Below are 19,020 nucleotides of genomic sequence, written 5' to 3' on the forward strand. Positions count from 1 at the left end.
CCCGCAGATCGCCGAACTATTCTCGCACGGACGAACCTCCCGTCAGGGGACGCATCCCCCGGATGCCCATCCGCTGTGTGGGGCCGTCCGGGTGGAGCTCGTCAGAGCGTCTCGGGCGGTCCGTCGGCCGGGGGGAACCGGTGGTCGGTGAAGCTGAGATAGCGCAGTCTGAGCAGCTCGGACCCGACGTTGTCGATGGTGCGGATGGCCGCCTCGAGCGCGGCGAGCTGACGCTGGTCGGCGCCCAGCTCCCGCTGGTCGGCAGGTTCCAGGACGGGGATTCGTACGCGGTGGAGGTCTCCGCCGACGAGGGAGGCCGTGGCCGCGGCGGGCCGCGCGGAGGTACGGGCCGTCGCCGTGGCGTCCGCGCGATGTCCCGCGGCCTGGAGGCAGCCGGCGAGGAAATACGGGTCCAGCCGGCGGGTGTCGCCGCGCAGCAGGACGACTTTCGGCCCGAGCAGCGCACCCGGTTCCTCGATCACCCGCGCCACGATCAGGTCCGGTTCCACCAGGCAGACCACATCGGCGGGGCGTAGCCGCAGCATTCCGGGAATGTGTTCACCGCGGCCGGAGGCGGGCCGTCCGTGGCGCATGTCGGCGGCGGTGAGCATCGACAGCTCACCATTGTCCGTTCTGGTCCGAACGGGCGCCGTCAGTACTGCCAGCACACCCTGTCGGGCCAGTTCGCCCACGGTGCACCATCCGGGCAGGGACGCGTTGGAAGGCGGAGCTGGACGAACAGCGGCCGCGGCGTCGGTGAGGGTGGCGGTCGCGGCCAGCAGGTCCGCGCGTACCGCGGTGAGATCGCGGGACCGCTCGGTGGCGGGATACGCGCTCCCCGGGGAGGTGACGGTGCCGTGGCGGCGCGGGCTCACGTCGGCGTCGGCGTCGAGCAGGTCGGTGACCGCCACCCGGTGCACACCCGCTGGCAGCGCCAGCTCAGCCGCGGTGGGCGCCACGGCGGTGTCGGTATCGGCGGGTGCGGGCAGGACGGACGACCAGGTCCGGGCGAACGCGTCGAGGTCGGCGGTGGTCTCCCCGAGCAGCAGCACGCCGTCGCCGGGAACGCCGGTGGTCGCGCGCAGCAGCCACAGGTCCTGCGGGGAACCGGCGGTGAACAGCTCGCTCGGCAGGGCCAGCACCGCGCGCAGCACGCCGGCCCGCAGCAGGTTCGCCCTGATCCGCCGCCCGGCGGGTCGGGACGCGGCGGCCGCGGGCATGAGCAGCAGCACCGGCGCGCCGTCGGCGGCGTGTGCCAGGCAGTGCTGCACCCAGGCCAGTTCCGGTTCGCCGCGCGGCGGCACGCCATAGCGCCACCAGGGTGATCCGACCAGTTCGTCATGACCCCAGCCGCGCTGACCGAACGGCGGGCCACACAGGACGGCATCGGCCCGCACGGCGGCGAAGCCGTCCGCCAGCAGCGAGTCGGCGGCCACGATCCGGGCCCGCGCCCCGGCCAGCGCCAACCCGACGGCGGTGAGACGGGCCGCCGTGGCATCGACGTCCTGGCCCAGCAGGTGGCGCGCCCCGGTGTCCTGGGCGGCCCGCAGAAGACCACCGGTGCCGCAGGCGGGGTCGAACACCCGCGGCCGCGCCGGGTTCGTTCCCACCTGCCCCTGGCCGGACTGGCCGGGCAGTCCGGCCAGGCCGGCGAGGGCGACCATCAGCCGCGCGACCGCCGGTGGTGTTTCGGCGAGCTGGCGGGCGTACACCTCGCGGTAGCGGGCGCGCAGCATCTCGAACACCGGGTGATGTCCCTGGCGGTCCGCGGCGGTGGCGGCGACCCGGGCCAACGGGATCAGGGACGGCGGCCACGGCGCACCCGGTTGGTCGGGCAGTTCGGGTGCGGCCCCTGCGATCGCCGCCGCGAGCTCGGCTGCCAGGGCGTCGTCGGGCTGGCCGAGGCGCCGCAGCGCCCCCGGCCGATCCCGCTGGTGGTAGAGCAGGAATCCACCGAGCTGCCCGACGACCGCGCCGAGGTGCGGATCGTCGGCTGCCGCCCGGATCTGCTGCCAGAGTCGATCGCCGATGTCGACCTCGAAGGTGCGGTCGTGTCGGCCGAACCAGCCTTCGACCGCGTCGAGCGCGAACAGCGGGCTGCCGGACGTCCCCCCGACCGGCCGGGGGAAGTCGTCGAAGCGCCGCCGCCAGTTGCTGACCGCCGCGCGTCCCACACCGGCCAGCCGGGCGATGTCGGACGCGGTCACCGTCGCCGAAACGACCCCCGCGCCACCCGCGCCCGCGCCCGCGCCCGCGCCACCGTTGCCATCACGGCCGGTGCCGGTGCTGCCGCCCTCGCCGGGCCCGGTCACGGTCACGGTGGGGTCTCGCGCTGCCGGGTCGAGGTCGGGGGCGGACCTGGGCTGACGGCCAGCCGGGCCAGTTCGCCGCTGGCGCGCAACGCGTGCACGTGTTCGGCGGCGCGGCGCGGCGGGATGCCGCCGCGGACGAGCAGGCCGGCCTCGATGCTGTCCTCGACGCCCGTGAGGGTCAGGTTGGCGCTGGACACCAGCAGCAGCCGCCGGTCGGCCACGGCGATCTTGGCATGCATGCGGGCACCGGGACGAGGCCGCCGCGCGGTGGGCCAGTGCCACAGGTCAATGCCACGAACCTGCGCGAATGCCGCCGCCGGTTCGCTGCCGGCGAGTCCGGAGCCGGCGCCCTGCAACGTCTCGACGACGACGCTGACCGCCACACCCCGCGCGATCGCGGTGTCCAGGGCGGTCAGCAGCGGCGGATAGGGCCGAGCCGCGTAGGTCATCAGCATCAGTTCCGTGGTGGCCTCGGTGACCAGCTCCATGAGCACCCGCGCGGTCGCCCGCACCGGCACGGTGTGGCTGCCCGGCCCGCTCCAGACAGCCTCGACCTGGGATTCCTGCGCCCGCAGCCCGTAACCGGCGGCGACCCCCCGCAGGTAGACGGCCGCCGGCACGGGTGCGATCCGCTCCGCTCGCCGGGCCGCCAGCACCGCCTGGACGGCCTGGCGCGCCGATGCCCCGGCGACCGCCGCCACCGTCGCCGCATCCTGCCCGGACGACCCGGATGGCGCGGTCGGGTCCGTCCCTTCCCGCACCTGGCCGGCGGGTGGGTCGATCCGGTCGGCGAGCTGGCCGAGCCGGGTGGGACCGAGCTCGCGCACCGCCGCGGCCACGGCCGCCACGAACCCGCCCTGGCCGGCCCCCGGGCCCGCGTCCGATCCGTGGGTCAAGGCAGGTCGCCGAACAGGGCGAGGGCGCGGCTGTCCGGGTCGTCGGCGAGGGGGACGACGAAGCGCCGGTCGAGGAACCGGTTACCCCGTTCGCAGGTGGTCTCGGAGACGAACAGGCAGACGTGGCAGGCGGCGCCGTGCAGGGCGTCGGTGGGGGCGTAGGGCAGACGTTCGGCGCACAGCGGGTCGGACGAACAGTGCCGGGCGTCGGTGAGGGCCCGACGGGTGAGCCGCAGCAGTTCGGCCGGTTCGGCCAGTGACACCAGACCACCGAGGGTGCCTTCGGCGTCGGGGACGGCGGTGTAGATGAGGATGCCGCCGCGCGGGTCGTCGTCGGTGCCGGCGTAGATCCGTTCGCTCAGGCTCGCGGAGCTGTAGCCGCATTCCAGCGCGATGGTGCGGATCAGCAGATGGGACAGCGAGTGCAGGGCCAGGTAACGTTCGCCGGGCCAGCCGTGCATCGGGTCGAAGTCGCCGGTGAGACGGTCGGAGAACCGGTTCGCCCGGAACCGTCCGAAGGCGTCGCGGTGCTCACGCATCTCGGTGGTGTCGGCGACCCGCGCGGCCCACGGGCCGACGATCTCCTCGGGAATCCGCAGGAAGATGCCTTCGCCGCGGACCTCGCTGGCCGGCACCCAGGTGGCACCGCCGCGGCTGATCGGTGCGCGCACGACAAGTTCGGGGTCGTCCGGGTCGGGCGCGTCCAACCGGGTGAAGCCGATCAGTGCCCGCACCTCACGGAGCCGTTCGGCCTGCACCACGTCCGCGTAGAACGGGGTGAGCCGCGGCGGCACACCGTCCGGTTCGCGACGCAGGGTGAAGTCGGCGGTGGGTTCGGGCAGCTCCGCCGCGGCGAAGATCTCCCATTCCGGGGTGCGCAGATCCGGATAGCCCTGCTCCGACGTGGCGTCGCCACCAGCGCCGTTGCCAGCGGTCTGGCTCAGCGTCTGACGGTGACGTTCGACGGCGGCCCAGATCTCGGCGTCGGTCCAGCGGTCGAAGTACAGGTGCACGGGGCTGGTGACCTGGCCCCGTGCGTAGGGCACGAAGCCCTGGTCCGGCATCGGTTCGAAGGCCACCCAGTGCTGCTCGACCAGGGTGGCGAGCGCGCTGGCGGCGGTGCGCGGGACGGAGAGCACCGACAGGGTCTGGGCGAACCACTGGTTGGACGCGCCGACGACGAGCACCCGTGATTCGACCGGGCAGCCACCGTCGGCGAAGGTGGACAGGTGCGGATGCCGGCCGCGGCAGCGGGGCAGGTTCTGCGCGCCGCGGCGACCCATCGCGTCCCGGATGTTGCGGCGCGCCGAGCAGGCGGCGCACTGGATCTCCACGTTGGCGCCGAGGTTGCCGCCCCGGTCGTCCATCCGCAGCCGGGGATGGCTCGCCTTCGGGCACTGCTCACCCCGGTGGACGAACAGCCGGTACGGGAAGTCGTCGAGATGCCCGTTGGTGCAGGCCAGCACGAACCGCGCGGCCACGGCGAGCGGACGGCGGGCGGCGCGGTTGCGTGGACAGCCGCCGTGGAAGAAACGGGCGTCCTGTGGGCGACTCAGCCACGGGTTCTCGAAGGTGAACGTGCCGGACGAGAGCACGTCCAGCTCGTTGCAGGCGGTGCAGCGCAGCCAGTTCGGGAACGGGACGGTGGGCACGCCGACCCGGGCGCCCTGCCCGCTGCGGTCGCCGGGGGTGGTGTCCGCCCAGGGCGCTGACCGCAGCTCGCCGACGCCCCGGTCGTGGATGCGCCGCACGGCGGCGAGCAGCCGGGGCTCGCTGATCTGGTAGTCCTGGGCGTCCCGGTAGTTCCAGTCGTCGAGCCCGCGGACCAGGGTGGCGAAACTCGGCAGGTCGACGAGGGCGCCGACACCGCTGGTGAACATCAGATGGCTGGGGCGGACCGCGCCGACCCGCGGGTGGAACGCGGCAGGCATCAGGCTCCCCTCCCGTTCTCGTGGCGGGCACGCGGTTCGCCCAGCTGTGTCTCGCCCAGTTCGTCGCCGACCGGCGCATCCTCGGTGCCGGCCGGGTCGGCGGTGCTGTCGGGGGGTGGGCCGAACGTCCAGTCGGGTTCGTTGTAGCCGACCTCGTAGATCTGGTCGGGGCCGGGGACGAGCAGGCTGATGTCATGCTCGGTCTCGCGCATCGACTGGGCGACGGTGCGCCGCCCCCAGCGGCCCTGCCCGGCCGGTTCGAGGAGCGTGCGCAGCCTGCTCGCGCCGGTGCCGGGCTGGTAGCCGAGCCGGGTGTCACCGGTGCGCCGCAGTTCCCAGCAGTCGATGAACTCGGCCAGTTTCGCGCCCAGGTACTCGGCTCCCCGTGGTCCGGCGACGGCTTCGGCGCGGGCCAGCAGCCGGCCGATCAGCGCGGTGACGGCGGGGCCGGTGAGGTCGACGTCGTGGGCGTCGTGGTTGCGGCTGTTCGCGTCCTCGAGGTGGCGTACCGCGGCGACGAACATGCCGGTGGCGGTGCGGTCGAGTGAGCGGCGGGTGTACGGGGTGACCGACAGCGCTTCGACCTGCCGGTAGAAGCTGGCGTGGTAGGGCTCGAAGTCCTCGTAGTGGGCGAGGTCGCGGGGCCGCGCCCAGTTGTACAGGGTGACGACGAGCCCCGGCCGCTTCTCGTCACGGCCGACCCGCGACGACGCCTGGATGTACTCGGCGGTGTTCTTCGGTTGCCCGATGACGGCCATCAGCCCGAACCGGGAGACGTCCACGCCGACCTGCAGCATCGAGGTCGCGAGCACCACGTCCACGGGCACGCGGTCGGCCCGGCCGCGGGCCCTGGCGCGTTCGGCCACGGGATGCCCGTCGGGGATGTCCCGGCCGCCGCGGCCCGGGCGGGATCGGCCGTCTCGGGCGCTCAGCAGCTCGCGCCGGTGATCGACGATCGCGCGCCGACGGGTTGACGTGTCGAGGTCGGGGTCGAAGGCGATCTCGAGGCGCTTCAGCACGTCGCTGATGTCCGCGGAGGACACCCGGGAGGTGAGCTCGGAGATGGTGAGCATGCCGGAGGCGGGGACGATCCGGTTGGACAGCCCCTTGCGGGTTCCATGGGTGCGCACCCGGGTGGTCACGTCGTCGTCGAGGTAGCGACGCATACCGGCGAGCTCGCGGGTGGCGTTGAAGTAGCCGACCAGGGTCTGGTAGGCCTCGGCGGCGTCGCCGTGGCGATCGAACAGGGTCTGCCCGGCGATCAGCAGGATCTCGGCGAGACGGATCTCCGCCGACTTCATCCGCGTCCCGTGGGCGCAGACACCGAGGTAGCGCCGCCCAGGCGTGGCCGGGGTGACGGGAACCTGCCGGGAGAAGAACGTGTCACCGACATCGATGACCTGCGGTGGGAAGACCGCGAGCTGCCGACCGAACACGCCGAGCACCTGGTCACGCGCCCGCCTGGTGGTCGCCGTGGACGCCACGATCTTCGGCCCGACCAGTCGCGAAGCCACCGGCCAGGTGCACAGTTCGTCGACGGCGGCCTCGAACAGGCCGACGGTGGTGCCGAGCGCACCGGAGATGAGATGCAGCTCGTCCTGGATGATCAGATCGGGTGGCCGCAACCGGCGCACCGGGGTGCTGGTGACGGCGGGCAGGCCGCCGCGGGCGCGGTGGCGGCTGCCGCAGCCGGTGCGGGCGTCGAGGTCGTCGTGCCGGTAGCCATGCCGGGAGCAGTGCTGGTGGACCCGGCCGAACAGGATGCCGGCCTCACCGCGCCAGGGCAGTTGGGCGAGCTTGTCGACGGTGGCGATGACCAGGCTCGGCGCGTACCGGTAGATCTCCTCGTCGACGGTGAGCACGGGCAGCCCCTCGCCGCGGGCGAGCCGCTGGGAGAAGGGGCAGGCGTCGCTGCCCTCGCCGTTGGGGCAGTAGAGCAGAACCCGACGGCGATCCTCGTCGACGTGGGCGTCGGTGTGGGCGGCCAGTGCCGTGCCGCACCACGGGCAGCTCAACGTCTGCAGGACGTTCGCCCGCTTGCTGTTGCCGGCTTCCCGCGCCTGGCTGATCTGGTCGCGGGCCTCCTCGAACCGGTTCGGGGAGACACCCCCACCGACCCACAGTCCGATCCGGAACGGCTCCTGCCCCCAGGTGGCCGGGTCAGCCCGGCGCAGCACCTCGGCGGCGCAGACGAGGGCCGCGGCCCGCTGGAACTGCTGGGCGGTGAGCAGTCGCAGTGTGTAGCGCATGAGCACGGCGACCCCGGCCGCGCCGTCCCGCGCGTCCGGGCCGGTCCCGATGACGCCCCGCAGCCGACGGATCGCGAAGGTGAAGGCGGTCAGGCCCAGGTAGGCCTCGGTCTTGCCGCCGCCGGTCGGGAAGAACAGCAGATCGACGACGGCGCCTGCGTCGGCGGCCCGCTCCGGGTGCGTCGGGTCGACCAGCGACGGCAGGTTGACCAGCACGAACCCAAGCTGGAACGGCCGCCAACTGGCCGCTGCCGCACCCCTTTCCCGGACCGTCAGCGCCGCCTCGGCGTAGCTCAGACCCCGCTCGTCCCGCAGGCGGGCGATGGCGGTGTGCCGGCGCTGGGCGGCCATCGCGGCGTTGGCGAACCGGAACGCGGCGAGCGTTTCGGCGTGGCCGGGCTGGCTGGTGTCGGTGAGCAGCTCGATCCCGGCGCGGATGCGTGCGGCGGCGACCCGTGCCTGACCGAGCGCCGTGCGCGCGGCCGGCTGCAGCCGCGGCGGCAGGCTCGGCACCTGCGCGTCCCGCTCGTCGAGCCAGGTGACGTACTGCTCGACGAGTGGTGCCAGCCCCGTGCCGAGTTCCCGCGCGTCGGCGACAGCGAGCGCGTCCATGGACAGCTCAAGATCCGCCAACGGGCTGCCCGCGCCGGCCGGCGCGGTGGTGGACGGGACGTCGTAGACCGGCAGCCAGGTCGTCTCGAGCCGGTAGGCGCGCCGCTGCCCGTCGCGCACCGACGGATGCACGGCCACGTTGCGACCGTTCGCGTAACGGCGCTGCTCCCGGTAGAGCAGCCGCAGATGCAGATCCTCATGATCGCTGTCGAGCTGGTCGTCGCCAGACCGACCAGCGGCATCGCCCTCGTCGGGGTCGCCCTCGTCGGGGTCGCCCTCCTCCGGGTCGTCGATGGGCAGGAAGATCGCACGCTCGCCGTCGAGGGCGGTCACGGTGAGCTGGGGCTGGAACAGCCAGGCGGTGTCCGCGTGCGACGGCGGCTCCGGCTGGCTGTTGACCAGGGTCAGCTCGACGATCCGCCGTCCGCCCCGCTCCCGCAGCACGACCGCGAGGAAGACACCGGACTCGGCACTGAAGCCGCTCGCCCCGCCAAGCCCGCTACCACCAAACCCGCTGGCACCACCAAACCCGCTGGCAGCCCCGAAACCGCCGGCTCCGCTGAAGCCGCCGGTCTGGCCGAAACCACCAGGCGCGTCCAGCGGGACGCGGAAGGCGTCGGCGCCGAGCGAGCCGTCCAGGCGGATCTCCCGGTTCGCGTGGACGACCGGCTCACGGGCCCAGACCGGGTGCGCCCTGCCCTCGTCGTCCTCGACCTCGCGGCGGACGTAGCGCCCCCAACTGGCGGTGACGGCGACAACATCGACCGACGCCCCATCCGCACCGGCGGAAACAGCGAACGACAGGCCCATCGACGAGGCCCAGATCCGCCCGCGGTTCTGCGGGGTGAGGATCTCGGGCAGCTCGCCCTCCGCATCGCCCTGCACCGCCGTCTCGGTATCGGCGACAGCCTCCACGGCCGCCGACTCGCGGGCTCCCCGCGGCGCCGGCTTCGGGCCGAGCATGCCGACGAGGTAGCGCTCCCGCGGACCCATCGCCCGTGGATGAAACTCCTCGTGCTCCCCCTCCCAGGGCCCGAGCAGATCACGCCGGACGAGCTCCTCGAACGCATCCCGCACCTCATACGGCGTCGCCGGGGCGAACGGCTGGGCCTGGTCAAGCAACTGCTCCGCCGACGGCCCGGACGCACCGCCGCCCCCACCAGCCCCAGCCCCAGCAGCCCCGCCGGCGGCACCTACGCCGCCCGCGCTCGCACCCCCCGATGCGAGCGTGAGCCCGGCGCCCTCACTCGAAGGAAACAGCCCGCCCTGACCAGCTCGCGTCACCACGGCGCCATCTCCCCCTCCGAAGCAGCCGGACCCCGCGCATCACACGCCAACCCCGGCCGGGTGTGTATCGAGTTCACACGCTACACGATCTCACCCGACCGACACACCCGGACCCTCCCACCCACCTCCGACAACTCCACCGATCCACCCGAAGCACACCCACCCAGACCCCCACCGACTCCCGCGGCGACGGCCGGAGCATCACACCTGCGCTGTTCCACCACACCCCGCAACCAGCCTCCAACAAGATCCGCCTACACGGGTCGTCGTGGGGGGCATATCGGACACGAACGGCCCCACGACGACCCGCGTGCACTCTGCACACCCGCAGCCCCTACAAGATGCGTCACGGAACGTGACCCCGGTCAGGTCGTGGGCGCCGTTGCCGCCCCGGGAACGGGAACGGGAACGGGCGTCAGTCGGTCAGCCGGTGGGTGGGCCGGGGTGGACCTCGGGCTGGACGGGCGTGATCGTGAGGCCCATGGTCGTCGCGCGCTGTTCGCCCCAGGCCCACATGGCGGTGAGCACGGGTGAGAGGCCGCGACCGGCCTCGGTGAGTCTGTACTCGACGTGGGCGGGGGCGGCGCTCACCAGGGTGCGGTCGATGATCCCGGCGCGCGCCAGCTCCCGCAGCCGCTGGGTCAGCATCTTGTCCGTGATGTCGGGGATCAGGCGCCGGATCTGCGCGAAGCGAAGGTGATCGTTCTCCTTGAGGTGGGCCAGGATCACCGGCGTCCACCTGCCACCGATCACCTCGAGGGTCACCTCCACCGCGCAGTGGTAGGCACGCTCGGCCATCGACTCTCCGTTTCGTCGTGCTCCGGCCTGCGCCGCACCGCCGCTCGACCACACCACACCGCCACACACCGTGGCTACGCACCAGAAAGTGCGTACCCACGGTACCGCAACCTTCTGATAGCGTCTGCCGCGGGAGGTTCTGAAGAATGATTCTTGAGTACATCCGATATCGCATCCCAGAACATCGGGCGGGCGAGTTCGAAGAGGCCTACAAGCAGGCATCAAAATCTCTCGAAGAATCGCCGGAGTGCCTGGACTTCGAACTTTCCCGGGGAGTCGAGAGCCCGGAGAGCTACATCCTTCGGATACGCTGGGAATCCCTCGAAAGCCATCTGAACGGATTCCGGAAAAGCGCACTGTTCCAGCCGTTCATCGCCCAGGTGGGCCAGTACATCGAGAGCATCGAGGAGATGCGGCACTACGCACCGACCGAGGTCGTGGGCGTGGCTGCCGGGACTCCCCGGCCGCCCACCCTCTACGAGTGGGCCGGTGGTCAGGATGCCTTCGAGCGGCTGTTCGCGCGTTTCTACGAGACCGTCGCCGAGGACGAGCTCCTCATTCCGCTGTTCGCCGGTATGAACCCGGCCCACGCGCACCACGTAGCAATGTGGGTGGGTGAGGTCTTCGGCGGCCCGGCCGCCTACACCGATCTTCGCGGCGGCTACGAGAAGATGCTTGCCCATCATCTCGGCAGGGCCATCACGGAACAGCAGCGTCGACGGTGGATCAATCTGCTGGTCGATGCCGCCGACCACGTCGGGCTGCCGGACGATCCGGAGTTTCGCGCGGCTTTCATGAGCTATCTCGAGTGGGGAACCCGCCTCGCGGTCGCCAATTCGCAGCCCGATGCGACGCCGATCCGGCGTGCTCCGGTTCCCCGCTGGGGATGGGGTGTGGCGCCGCCGTGGTCGCCGTGACCGGCTTTCAGGCGTGCTGGGCCTGGTGGTAGGCGTCCTGGATGGACTGGGCGATGCGGCCTCGGTCGGAGACCTCGTAGCCGTGGGCGCGGGCCCACGCCCGTATGTCGCCGGCATCGTGGTCGGCTGCGGCGGGCGGGGTCCGGCGTCCGGATGTGGGCCGCTCGGGGGGTGGCTGGGTGTCGGGGGTGGGGTGAGCGTCGGTCGAGCCGTCGGTCCACTGGACGAGTGAGGCTCTGACCTGGTCGGCGTCACGCAGGTCCGCGGGCATGACGACCGGGGCGAGGCGGCTGATCCGCACGGATTCGCTGAGACTCGGATCCTCGAAGGAACGGATGATCTCGGCGAGATGGTCGTGGTGGGTGAAGACGATGATCTGCCAGTTCCGGGCCAGTTCCGCGAGGACCCGCAGGGTCGCGGCGGCGCGGCGGTCGTCGAAGGTGATCAGGATGTCGTCGAGGGCGACGGGTAGCGGTACCTCCCCGCGGGCGATCCGTTCGTTCTGCAACTGGCTGATCGCGGCGAGGCGCAGGGCGAGGTAGACCTGGTCGGCGGTGCCTTCGGACAGTTCACCGGGTTGACGCTCCACCTCGTCCGCACGAACGACACGCAGAAACCGCTGGTTTCCCTGTTCGATGGCGCGCAGACCCACGCAGAATCCGCCGGTGAGACGTTCGAGAACACGTCCGGCGGCGTCGAGCAGGGGGGAGGCGTGGCGGCTTTCGTAGGCTTCGAGCTGATCGCGTAGCAACCGGTACTGCATGGTGGTGACGAGGTAGCTCTCGGCCCGTTCGGCGACCAGTGCGAGGTGTTCCCGCGACTGGGCGAGCAGGACGTTGACGCTGGGTTTCTCCTGTAGCTGGCGCAGAAGCGCCTCGCTGGCACCGCAGGCGTTGTCGGCTTCGGTCTGGGCGGCGGCGCAGGCGTCGCGATGGTCGCGGGCGGCTTCGAGTTCCTGGTCGAGGGTCGCCTCGTCGCGGGTCGCGAGGTGGTCGACGAGATCTTCGAGGTGGTGGTCGGGGGCGGTCGCCCGGATGCGCGCCGCGCTGGTCGCTTCCCTGTCCTGCCAGGTGTGGGCGGCGTGACTGCGTTCGAGGACGGGCGGCAGCGGCTCGTCGCCGGGGAGACCGGCCTCGGCGCGATGCTTCGCCACGGCGGTGATCGCGAGGCCATGGCGGGTGTGGGCGTCGGCGAGTTCGGTGCTCAGATCGCCGATGACGCGGCGCACGGTCTCGGCGGCGGCCAGGTTCCTGCTGGCCGTGCCCAGCCGTGTCGCGAGGCGGTCCAGGGTGTCGGTGGGTGTGTCGGCGGCCTTTTCGCCGTGTCGGTCGGCGAGGACGGTGATGTCCTGGGCGAAGGTCTCGATCCGGCCGCGGGCCGCCGCCGCCCGGTCGCGAGCCTCGGTGGCGCTGTGATGGGCCGTTTGGGCCTGTGCGAGCCCGGTGTGCCAGGCCGTCCAGCCGTCGGCGGTCATGACGGACGGCGGCCAGGTGGCAGGGCCGGTGGCGGTGGCGGCGGTGGCGGGTCGGGTGGCGGCCCATCGCTGCTGGGTGTCGGCCCATGCGCGCAGTGCTTCGGTCAGGTCGCTTTCGGCGCGGGTGCGGGCGGTGCGGGCGTGCGCGGTGGCGGCCGCGTGGGTGGCGGCGCTGGCTCGGACTTCGCGGGCGCCGTCGTCCTCGGCGAGCAGGTGGCCGGCGGCGGCCAGGGCGGTGTCGAGGTCGGCGTCGGGGTAGGGATGGCCCAGCCGGGCGAGGGCTTCGGTCAGGGTGGCGCGTTGGGCTTCGGCCTGCCCGGTCAGGGCGGTGATGCGGCGTTCGGCGGCGAGCAGGGTGGTGTGGGCCTGGTGGGCCTCGTCGAGTGCGCGGTAGGCGTCGTCGGCGGCGTCCACCGTGGGCGGGGTGAGGCCGAGGTCGCGCCAGAAACCGTCCCACTGCTGGTGGGCCTGCTCGGCGGCGATGTGCGCGGCCGCGGCCGCGGTGGCGGTGGCGGTCCGGTGCTGCTCGGCTTCCTCGAGCAGGCGCTGTTTCTGAGCCTGTTTCGTGGCGGCGGAGGCGTGTTCGATCAGGTCGTCGGCGATCTCGTCGGCCCGGCTCGTCGCGAGGGCGAGGCTGGGCAGGAGTTCGGCGGCCCGCTCGGGGGTCAGGCCGCCCGCGGCGGCGGTGACGAGCCGATCCCACAGGTCGGCGCGGTGGGCGCGGGTCTGGGCGAGCTGGCCCGGGTCAGGTAGCCGCTTGCGGGTCGCGGCGGCGAGCTGGGTGCGGGCCGTGTCCACGGCCCGCTCGGCGCTGGCGTGCTCGCCGTCGCACCTGGCCACGTCCGCGTCGGCCTTGACGCGCTGCTCGCGGGCGGTGCGCAGGGCGTCCCGTCCGGGCAGTACGGACGGCTCGGCTTCGGGAAGCTGGGCGCCGGCGCGGCGCAGGGCGTCCCGGCGATCGGTGTAGGCCCCGGCGGCCTGGTCGGCCGCGGTTCGCTGCGCCCGGGTGGCCGATCCCTCCTGGTCGATCGCGGTGACCACTTCGCGCAGCAGCACGACGAGCAGCGGGTCGCGGGTGGCGGCGAGGGTCGGGGCGGCGGCGCGTTCCCGTTCCTCGGCCGTCTGGACGCTCTGGTCGGCGCGCGCCAGCTCGTCTCGCAGGGTGGCGATCCGGGTGCTGAGGGCGTCGAGGTCGGCGGCGACGTCCACCGGGACGTGCAGGGCGCTCAGCAGCTCCTCGACCGGGTGCTGGTCCTGCGGGCCGACGAGCTCGGCCAGCAGCGCGCGGGCCCGCGCGGTGAGTTCCTCGGCGCGGCGGTCGTCCTGCTCGGCCTGCCCGGTGTCACCGACGCGGGCCTCCACCAGCCGTTGCAGCCGGGTGATCTCGTCGTTGTCGGCCAGCAGTCGCTCGTCGACGGGCAGCGCGGCGAGGTTCTCCCGCTCGGTCTCGATGGCGGCGAGCAGCCGTCGGACGTCAGCCGCGGTCACACCCGACGTCTCGTCCGCGTCGCTCAGCGCCGTGACCTGCTCGGGTGTGAGCACCATCCCGGTGGCGAGCAGCTGGTCACGTGCCGCCCGCGCCTCGAGCATCGCCTGGACCTCGGGCAGGGCCCGGCGGCGCTGCTCGGCTTCGGTGTGGGCCCTGGTCGCCGCCGCCAGCCGGGTCTGCGCGGTCCGCGCGGCCAGCTGCCGGCGCGCCTGTTCCTGTTCGGCTTCCTGGACGGCCTGCCCTGAGCTCATCGCGGCCTTCGCTTCGCCCTGCAACCGGTCGGACTCGGCCCAGGCCAGCCGGATCGGGCTGCGTTTGTTGCCGCGATGCGTCTTGTACAGCGCTTCGCTTTCGGCCTGCAACGTCCGCACCAGTTGGTGTACCGCCCGGCCGCTGCGGGCCGCGAAGACCAGTTCCGCCAGATCGCCGCTGCCTTCGAAGACCCGACTGCCGCCCTCGCGCAGTTCCCGTTGGGACAGGCCGAAGGCCCGCCGCCACTGGTCGCGGGCGTCCGGCTCCGGCGGCCCCCAGAGCGGGTCGAACGGACTGCCGTCCGGGATGGTCTGCAGGCCGGTGCCGCGCCGACGGACGCGGACCTGCCGCCCGTCGGGGAGTTCGAGATCGGCGGTGAGACTCAGCCGGCCGGTGGAGAAACTGTAATCCCGGTGGCCGCGGCGAAATCCCCACAGCAGATCCGCGAGGCCGCTCAGCGTGGTGGACTTCCCGGTCTCGTTGTCGCCGATCACCACGGTCAGCCCGGGGCCGAAGGTGACCTCACGGTCCTCGAAGGCGCCGTACCGCTCCAACCCGAACGAACGAATCAACATCTCAGATCTCCACGTCGCCGGTGAGGCGGGCGAGCAGCCCGGTGCCGGCACGCTCGGCGAGCTCGGCGAGCACCGCGGTGTCGCGCAGGTTCAGCAGCTCCGCGTTCCGCAGGAGACGACCGAACTCGCGGTCCAGCGGCTCGGCGAACGCTGCCAGCCGGTCGCCGTCAGCGGCCAGATCCGCCCCGGCGGCGCGGATCGCGGCCACCAGATCGGCATCGACCGTGCTCGGAGCATGTGGGCTCTCGACCCGCACCCGGATCTTCTCGAATGCCACCGCCAGCGCGGCCGCGGCGCCGTGCAGCTCGTTTCGCAGCCGTTCCTCGTCCGTCAACGCCCCGGCCACCGCGGAACGCCCGACGAGTACCAGCCGGGCGGCCACCGGCCGTTCCCCCGCGTCCGCGCGGGTCGCCCGCAGCCGCTCGTCGACGTCTTCCAGGACGTCATCCAGCGTGCGGCAGGACGAGACGTCGATCGTCAGCGACGCCCAGCGGATGTCATCGCAGGGCTCGAACCGGGTCACCGGCCGCCGCCCCGGTTCGATCTCGACGACGAGCGCCCCCTTGGGCCCGCTCTCCCGCGGCATCCGCCCCTGAAGGTTCCCGCTGAACGCGGCCACCCCCTCGCCGAGAACCTGATGGGTGTGGACGTGCCCCAGGGCGAAGTAGTCGTAGCCGGTGCGGGTCAGATCCTCCACCGTGCACGGCGCGTAGACGGCGTGCCCCTCGGCTCCCCCGACCGCGGTGTGCAACACCCCCACGTTGACCAGACCGCTGATCGCGTCGGGATAGGAACGGGCCAGGTTCGCGTACACATCCCGGGTCGCGTAGCTCTGGCCGTGCACCGCCAGACCGATCTCCTCGACGTGGGCGGTACCGGCGTTGTCCGCGTCGAAGACCGTGACGTTCGGCGGCAGGCTCAACGCCCGGGTGATCTCGCTCTGCGCGTCGTGGTTGCCCCGGACCAGGAACACCGGGATGCCCTCGTCGTGCAGCCGCCGCATCTGCTCGACGAAGAAGCGGCCCGTCCCGTAATCCTGCCAGTCACCGTCGTAGATGTCGCCGGCGAGCAGCAGCGCATCCGCCCCGGAGCGCACCGTCAGCTCGACGAGGTTCTCCAACGCGCGCCGCGTGGCCAGCCGCAGCCGATCCGCCAGCGCGGGGTCCTCAAGTCGGCTCAGCCCGCGAAGAGGACTGTCCAGATGGACGTCGGCCGCATGAACGAGACGCACGCTCGATACCCCCAGAATCCATCGAGCCTTCCCCGGTGCCGGCGAAAAGCCGACTTGACCGAAGGAGTCTGGTACCGCGCCAGCCCGAAATCAACCCACCCCGACCACCCGAACCGCAACATGTCTGCAGATCGTTCAACTATTGTTTTCCTGTAGCGCCGACCGCCGAGATGGCACGCAAACGGCCGACCTTCCGACCCTGCGCACCCGGCCCCGTCGTTCACGGCAGCAGGCCGAACACTCAGTCGGTACTGGCGACCTGGCGGCGAGTCGCCCGCTCATCGAGGTATTCTTCGAACTTGTCAAGGATCGCGAACATCTCAGCGACTGGCATCGAGAACTCGTCCCACCTCTCGATCAGCGAGTCGAAAACAACCTCATCCCCAGCCAGAGTCTGATCGGTGACATTTCCAGAGGTTCCTTCGTACTTTCCCTGGAGAACCTCCCGCCAGCTCTCGCGAAACTCTTTCAGCGATTCTCGATTACGCTGGATATCTCCCATCAGCCAGTCGCGTACGGCAGTCATCCTGTTCTCGGAAAACACATCCGCAGGGTCGGTGTCGAGTCGATCGCGAACACCATCGACAAATTTCCATTCCACCACCATTTTCGCCTACCCTTCGTCCATGTCCGGAAACGCAGTCCGAACCGCGCCGTCCTGCCCTACAAAAAATTTGATATGCACACCCTCGTACGAGCCGCGCCACTGCTCGCCCACAAGATTTTCGCCTCGCTTGAGCATAGGGGCCAGCGTGGAATCATACACATCTTCGTATGATTTCTGCACCGCCTCGCGAACCTTCTCCCTACTCCAGGAGTCAGGAAACATTGTATGCTTTGGAACCTTCTTCTCACGCCATTCTCCCGAACCTGGCTCGAGAAAATCAACCTTGGCTCGGTAGACCCCTTCCGGGCTGGGGTCCCCGATCCGAGTCAGGCGCCGGTCAGGTGGTGCAACCCCGTCAGGGGCGCTGTGAAATCCGGTTGGCCTCCCCTTTTTGTTCCATTCCCCGTCAAGGATGTGAGTGAAGACCTTCTCTGGAATCGGGGGGCGCTGGTCGGTGGGTGTCGGGCGGTCCCTACCGGTGGAGGGCTCGCGGACGGGGCTCTGGTCTGCCGCGGGGGCGGATGAGCGCTCCTGCGGTGCTGGTCCGGGCGCCGCGGACGTACGCTGATCGGCTTGGCGGAGGCGGGCGACGGCCTGGTCGAGCAGGGACGCGCTTCGCTCGGCAGAGGAGACCTCCCGCGCAGGGGTGGATGCAAGGCGGCGAGGGTCATCGGCGGAGACCGTTTTGGCCTCGTGGGGAACGGGATTCGCGGTGCGTGGGGTGGGCTCGGCGGCGCGGGGGCCGAGTACCAGCCGGTCCAGCGCCTGCGCCTTTGCCTCCGGGCCGCGAAGAACCGCGCCGGCGCGGTCGGTGGGAGAGCCGAGGCGGTCAGTGGAGACTCCCGCCTGGTCGGGCTTGGGCACGGACGCGCCGGGGCGGTCGGAATCCGCGGAGCGGTCCGAGCCGGACGTTTCCTCGGGGTCGGCGTTGCCTGCCGCGCGGGCCACTGCCCGGTCCAGGAGTTGTGCCTTCGCTTCGGCTCCGGTGATCTGCTCGGACAGGTCGGACGCGCCGTCCGAGGAGCGCCCGGAGACATCGGCGCCTGACGGCAGGCGATCACGCGGCATCGGCACCCACCGCACCAGTATCGCCACAATATGCGCGATGTGTAGCGTACTAGCCACATAAAGTGCAAACAGTGGTTGCCGGCGCGGAGCAGGATCAGCGGCAGGACAGTGGACAGCGAGCCTGCGGGTAGGCAGCTTCGCAGGTCAGCGGCAGATCCGCTGCGTCCGGCGGAACGAGGTCGGGCGGGCCACGGCTCGTGCCGGCCATGACCCGCCCGGCCGGCTGTGGCGGCGCTAACGGCGCCGAGCTTTCAGCCAAGCGTCGATCTTTTCGTAGCTGTCCTCGCCGGGCCGCACCACCCGCATGGCGCCCAGCATGCAGTACTCCTCGGTGCTCAGTAGGACGGCCACTCGGCCAGGCTGGTGGAGGTGAACAGGTTGGACGCGTAGACCAGGGAGCCATGCGGGGCGTCGAAGGTCAGGCACCCCTGGTACTTCTCCCCGGCGCTCAACGTCGCCGCGCTGAACTGCGGCTCACAACCGATCGCCGGCTGGGCCCGCGCACCGTCGGGGGTCCGGACGTAGAAGTCGAACGCGTTGACGGTGAAACCCTGCTTCTGCGCGGTGAACGACACCAGGAAGGTCGCGAACGCCGGCCCGCTGGTCGGCTTGGTGAACCCGCCGAAGAACGACGACACCGCCTGCGGCGCGGCCACGCTCACGGTCGCCGCGACCGCACCGTCCTTACGGATCTCCAGCACCTGCCCGTACTGGGCCTTCGCGGCGCCGCCCGATCCGGAACCGCCGGACCCGCCGCTCTGCCCCGGTGCGGCGGTCGCCCCCGTCGCGGTGACGGACGTGTCCTCCAGACAGCCCGTCAACCCCACCATGCCAACCAGGACACCGACAAGAACAAACAGACGTGCCTTGCGCATGTGAAACCCCCGTGTGAGAAAGCTGCCGGAATCACCTCACGGCAGCATCGAGAAAGCCTGCCCGAACTCCGGGTGAACCAGGAGCGGGGAGACGTGATTTCCGCCAGGTCAGATCCGCTACCTGGCGGTGTTCGGCCCCTTATCAAAGGAGCTCGACGAGCGGTCTTCTACCGGAACCCGCCGGCCACAGCCATGGGCGAGTACAACGGCAGTGCGTGACGCATGGATCCCCCCAGAACCAGCGCGCACCAAGCGGCGTCCCAGCCACTCGGCAACAAAATGATCAACAGATGCACTCGATGCGGTCAGATGAGCACCGGCACCCGGCTACAAAAATATCCTACCAAGAAGAACGAAAGTAACTGGACACGGATGGCACATTGTGATTTAATTCTTGCATGCGGGAGACGGACGGCCGGAAACTAGACCATGCCACGCTTGAATCTA

General features: G+C 71.4%; 11 protein-coding genes. 1 reads left to right on the plus strand and 10 read right to left on the minus strand.

Translation table 11 applies throughout. From position 1 onward, the window contains the following. Window positions 1-101: 101 nt before the first annotated feature. From MXD59_RS18470 to MXD59_RS18490, 5 genes are all read right to left on the minus strand, one after another. Complete coding sequence (locus tag MXD59_RS18470; protein WP_248825928.1) at window positions 102-2,318, minus strand: HsdM family class I SAM-dependent methyltransferase; 2,217 nt, start codon at window positions 2,316-2,318, stop codon at window positions 102-104. Beyond that, window positions 2,315-3,208, minus strand: a complete 894-nt coding sequence (drmC, locus tag MXD59_RS18475) for a DISARM system phospholipase D-like protein DrmC (RefSeq protein ID WP_248825929.1) — start codon at window positions 3,206-3,208, stop codon at window positions 2,315-2,317. The genes MXD59_RS18470 and drmC overlap by 4 nt, the downstream gene beginning before the upstream one ends. After that, window positions 3,205-5,139: an MrfA Zn-binding domain-containing protein gene (gene drmB, locus MXD59_RS18480; protein ID WP_248825930.1), complete on the minus strand. Its 1,935-nt coding sequence runs from the start codon at window positions 5,137-5,139 to the stop codon at window positions 3,205-3,207. The genes drmC and drmB overlap by 4 nt, the downstream gene beginning before the upstream one ends. Then, complete coding sequence (gene drmA, locus MXD59_RS18485) at window positions 5,139-9,287, minus strand: DISARM system helicase DrmA (protein ID WP_248825931.1); 4,149 nt, start codon at window positions 9,285-9,287, stop codon at window positions 5,139-5,141. The genes drmB and drmA overlap by 1 nt, the downstream gene beginning before the upstream one ends. 423 nt (window positions 9,288-9,710) lie before the next feature. After that, complete coding sequence (locus MXD59_RS18490) at window positions 9,711-10,085, minus strand: winged helix-turn-helix transcriptional regulator (protein WP_248825932.1); 375 nt, start codon at window positions 10,083-10,085, stop codon at window positions 9,711-9,713. Between the two features lie 146 nt (window positions 10,086-10,231). Between MXD59_RS18490 and MXD59_RS18495 the strand changes: the two genes are divergently transcribed. Further along, complete coding sequence (locus MXD59_RS18495; protein WP_248825933.1) at window positions 10,232-11,002, plus strand: globin domain-containing protein; 771 nt, start codon at window positions 10,232-10,234, stop codon at window positions 11,000-11,002. A gap of 7 nt (window positions 11,003-11,009) precedes the next feature. Here MXD59_RS18495 and MXD59_RS26570 read toward each other — a convergent pair whose 3' ends face one another. From MXD59_RS26570 to MXD59_RS18530, 5 genes are all read right to left on the minus strand, one after another. Further along, on the minus strand, window positions 11,010-14,792 hold the full coding sequence (locus MXD59_RS26570; protein WP_283097109.1) for an AAA family ATPase: 3,783 nt from the start codon (window positions 14,790-14,792) through the stop codon (window positions 11,010-11,012). Between the two features lies 1 nt (window position 14,793). Further along, window positions 14,794-16,023 (minus strand): metallophosphoesterase family protein, encoded by a 1,230-nt coding sequence (locus tag MXD59_RS18515; protein ID WP_248825934.1) that lies wholly within the window; start codon window positions 16,021-16,023, stop codon window positions 14,794-14,796. Between the two features lie 241 nt (window positions 16,024-16,264). Next, window positions 16,265-16,630: a hypothetical protein gene (locus tag MXD59_RS18520; RefSeq protein ID WP_248813458.1), complete on the minus strand. Its 366-nt coding sequence runs from the start codon at window positions 16,628-16,630 to the stop codon at window positions 16,265-16,267. Window positions 16,631-16,636: 6 nt separating this feature from the next. Beyond that, window positions 16,637-17,698: an EndoU domain-containing protein gene (locus MXD59_RS18525; protein ID WP_248825940.1), complete on the minus strand. Its 1,062-nt coding sequence runs from the start codon at window positions 17,696-17,698 to the stop codon at window positions 16,637-16,639. Between the two features lie 335 nt (window positions 17,699-18,033). Further along, window positions 18,034-18,573: a DUF4352 domain-containing protein gene (locus tag MXD59_RS18530; protein ID WP_248813454.1), complete on the minus strand. Its 540-nt coding sequence runs from the start codon at window positions 18,571-18,573 to the stop codon at window positions 18,034-18,036. Window positions 18,574-19,020: the final 447 nt, after the last annotated feature.

Origin of the sequence: Frankia umida, assembly GCF_023242945.1 — a bacterium.
Classification (GTDB): Bacteria; Actinomycetota; Actinomycetes; order Frankiales; family Frankiaceae; genus Frankia; species Frankia umida.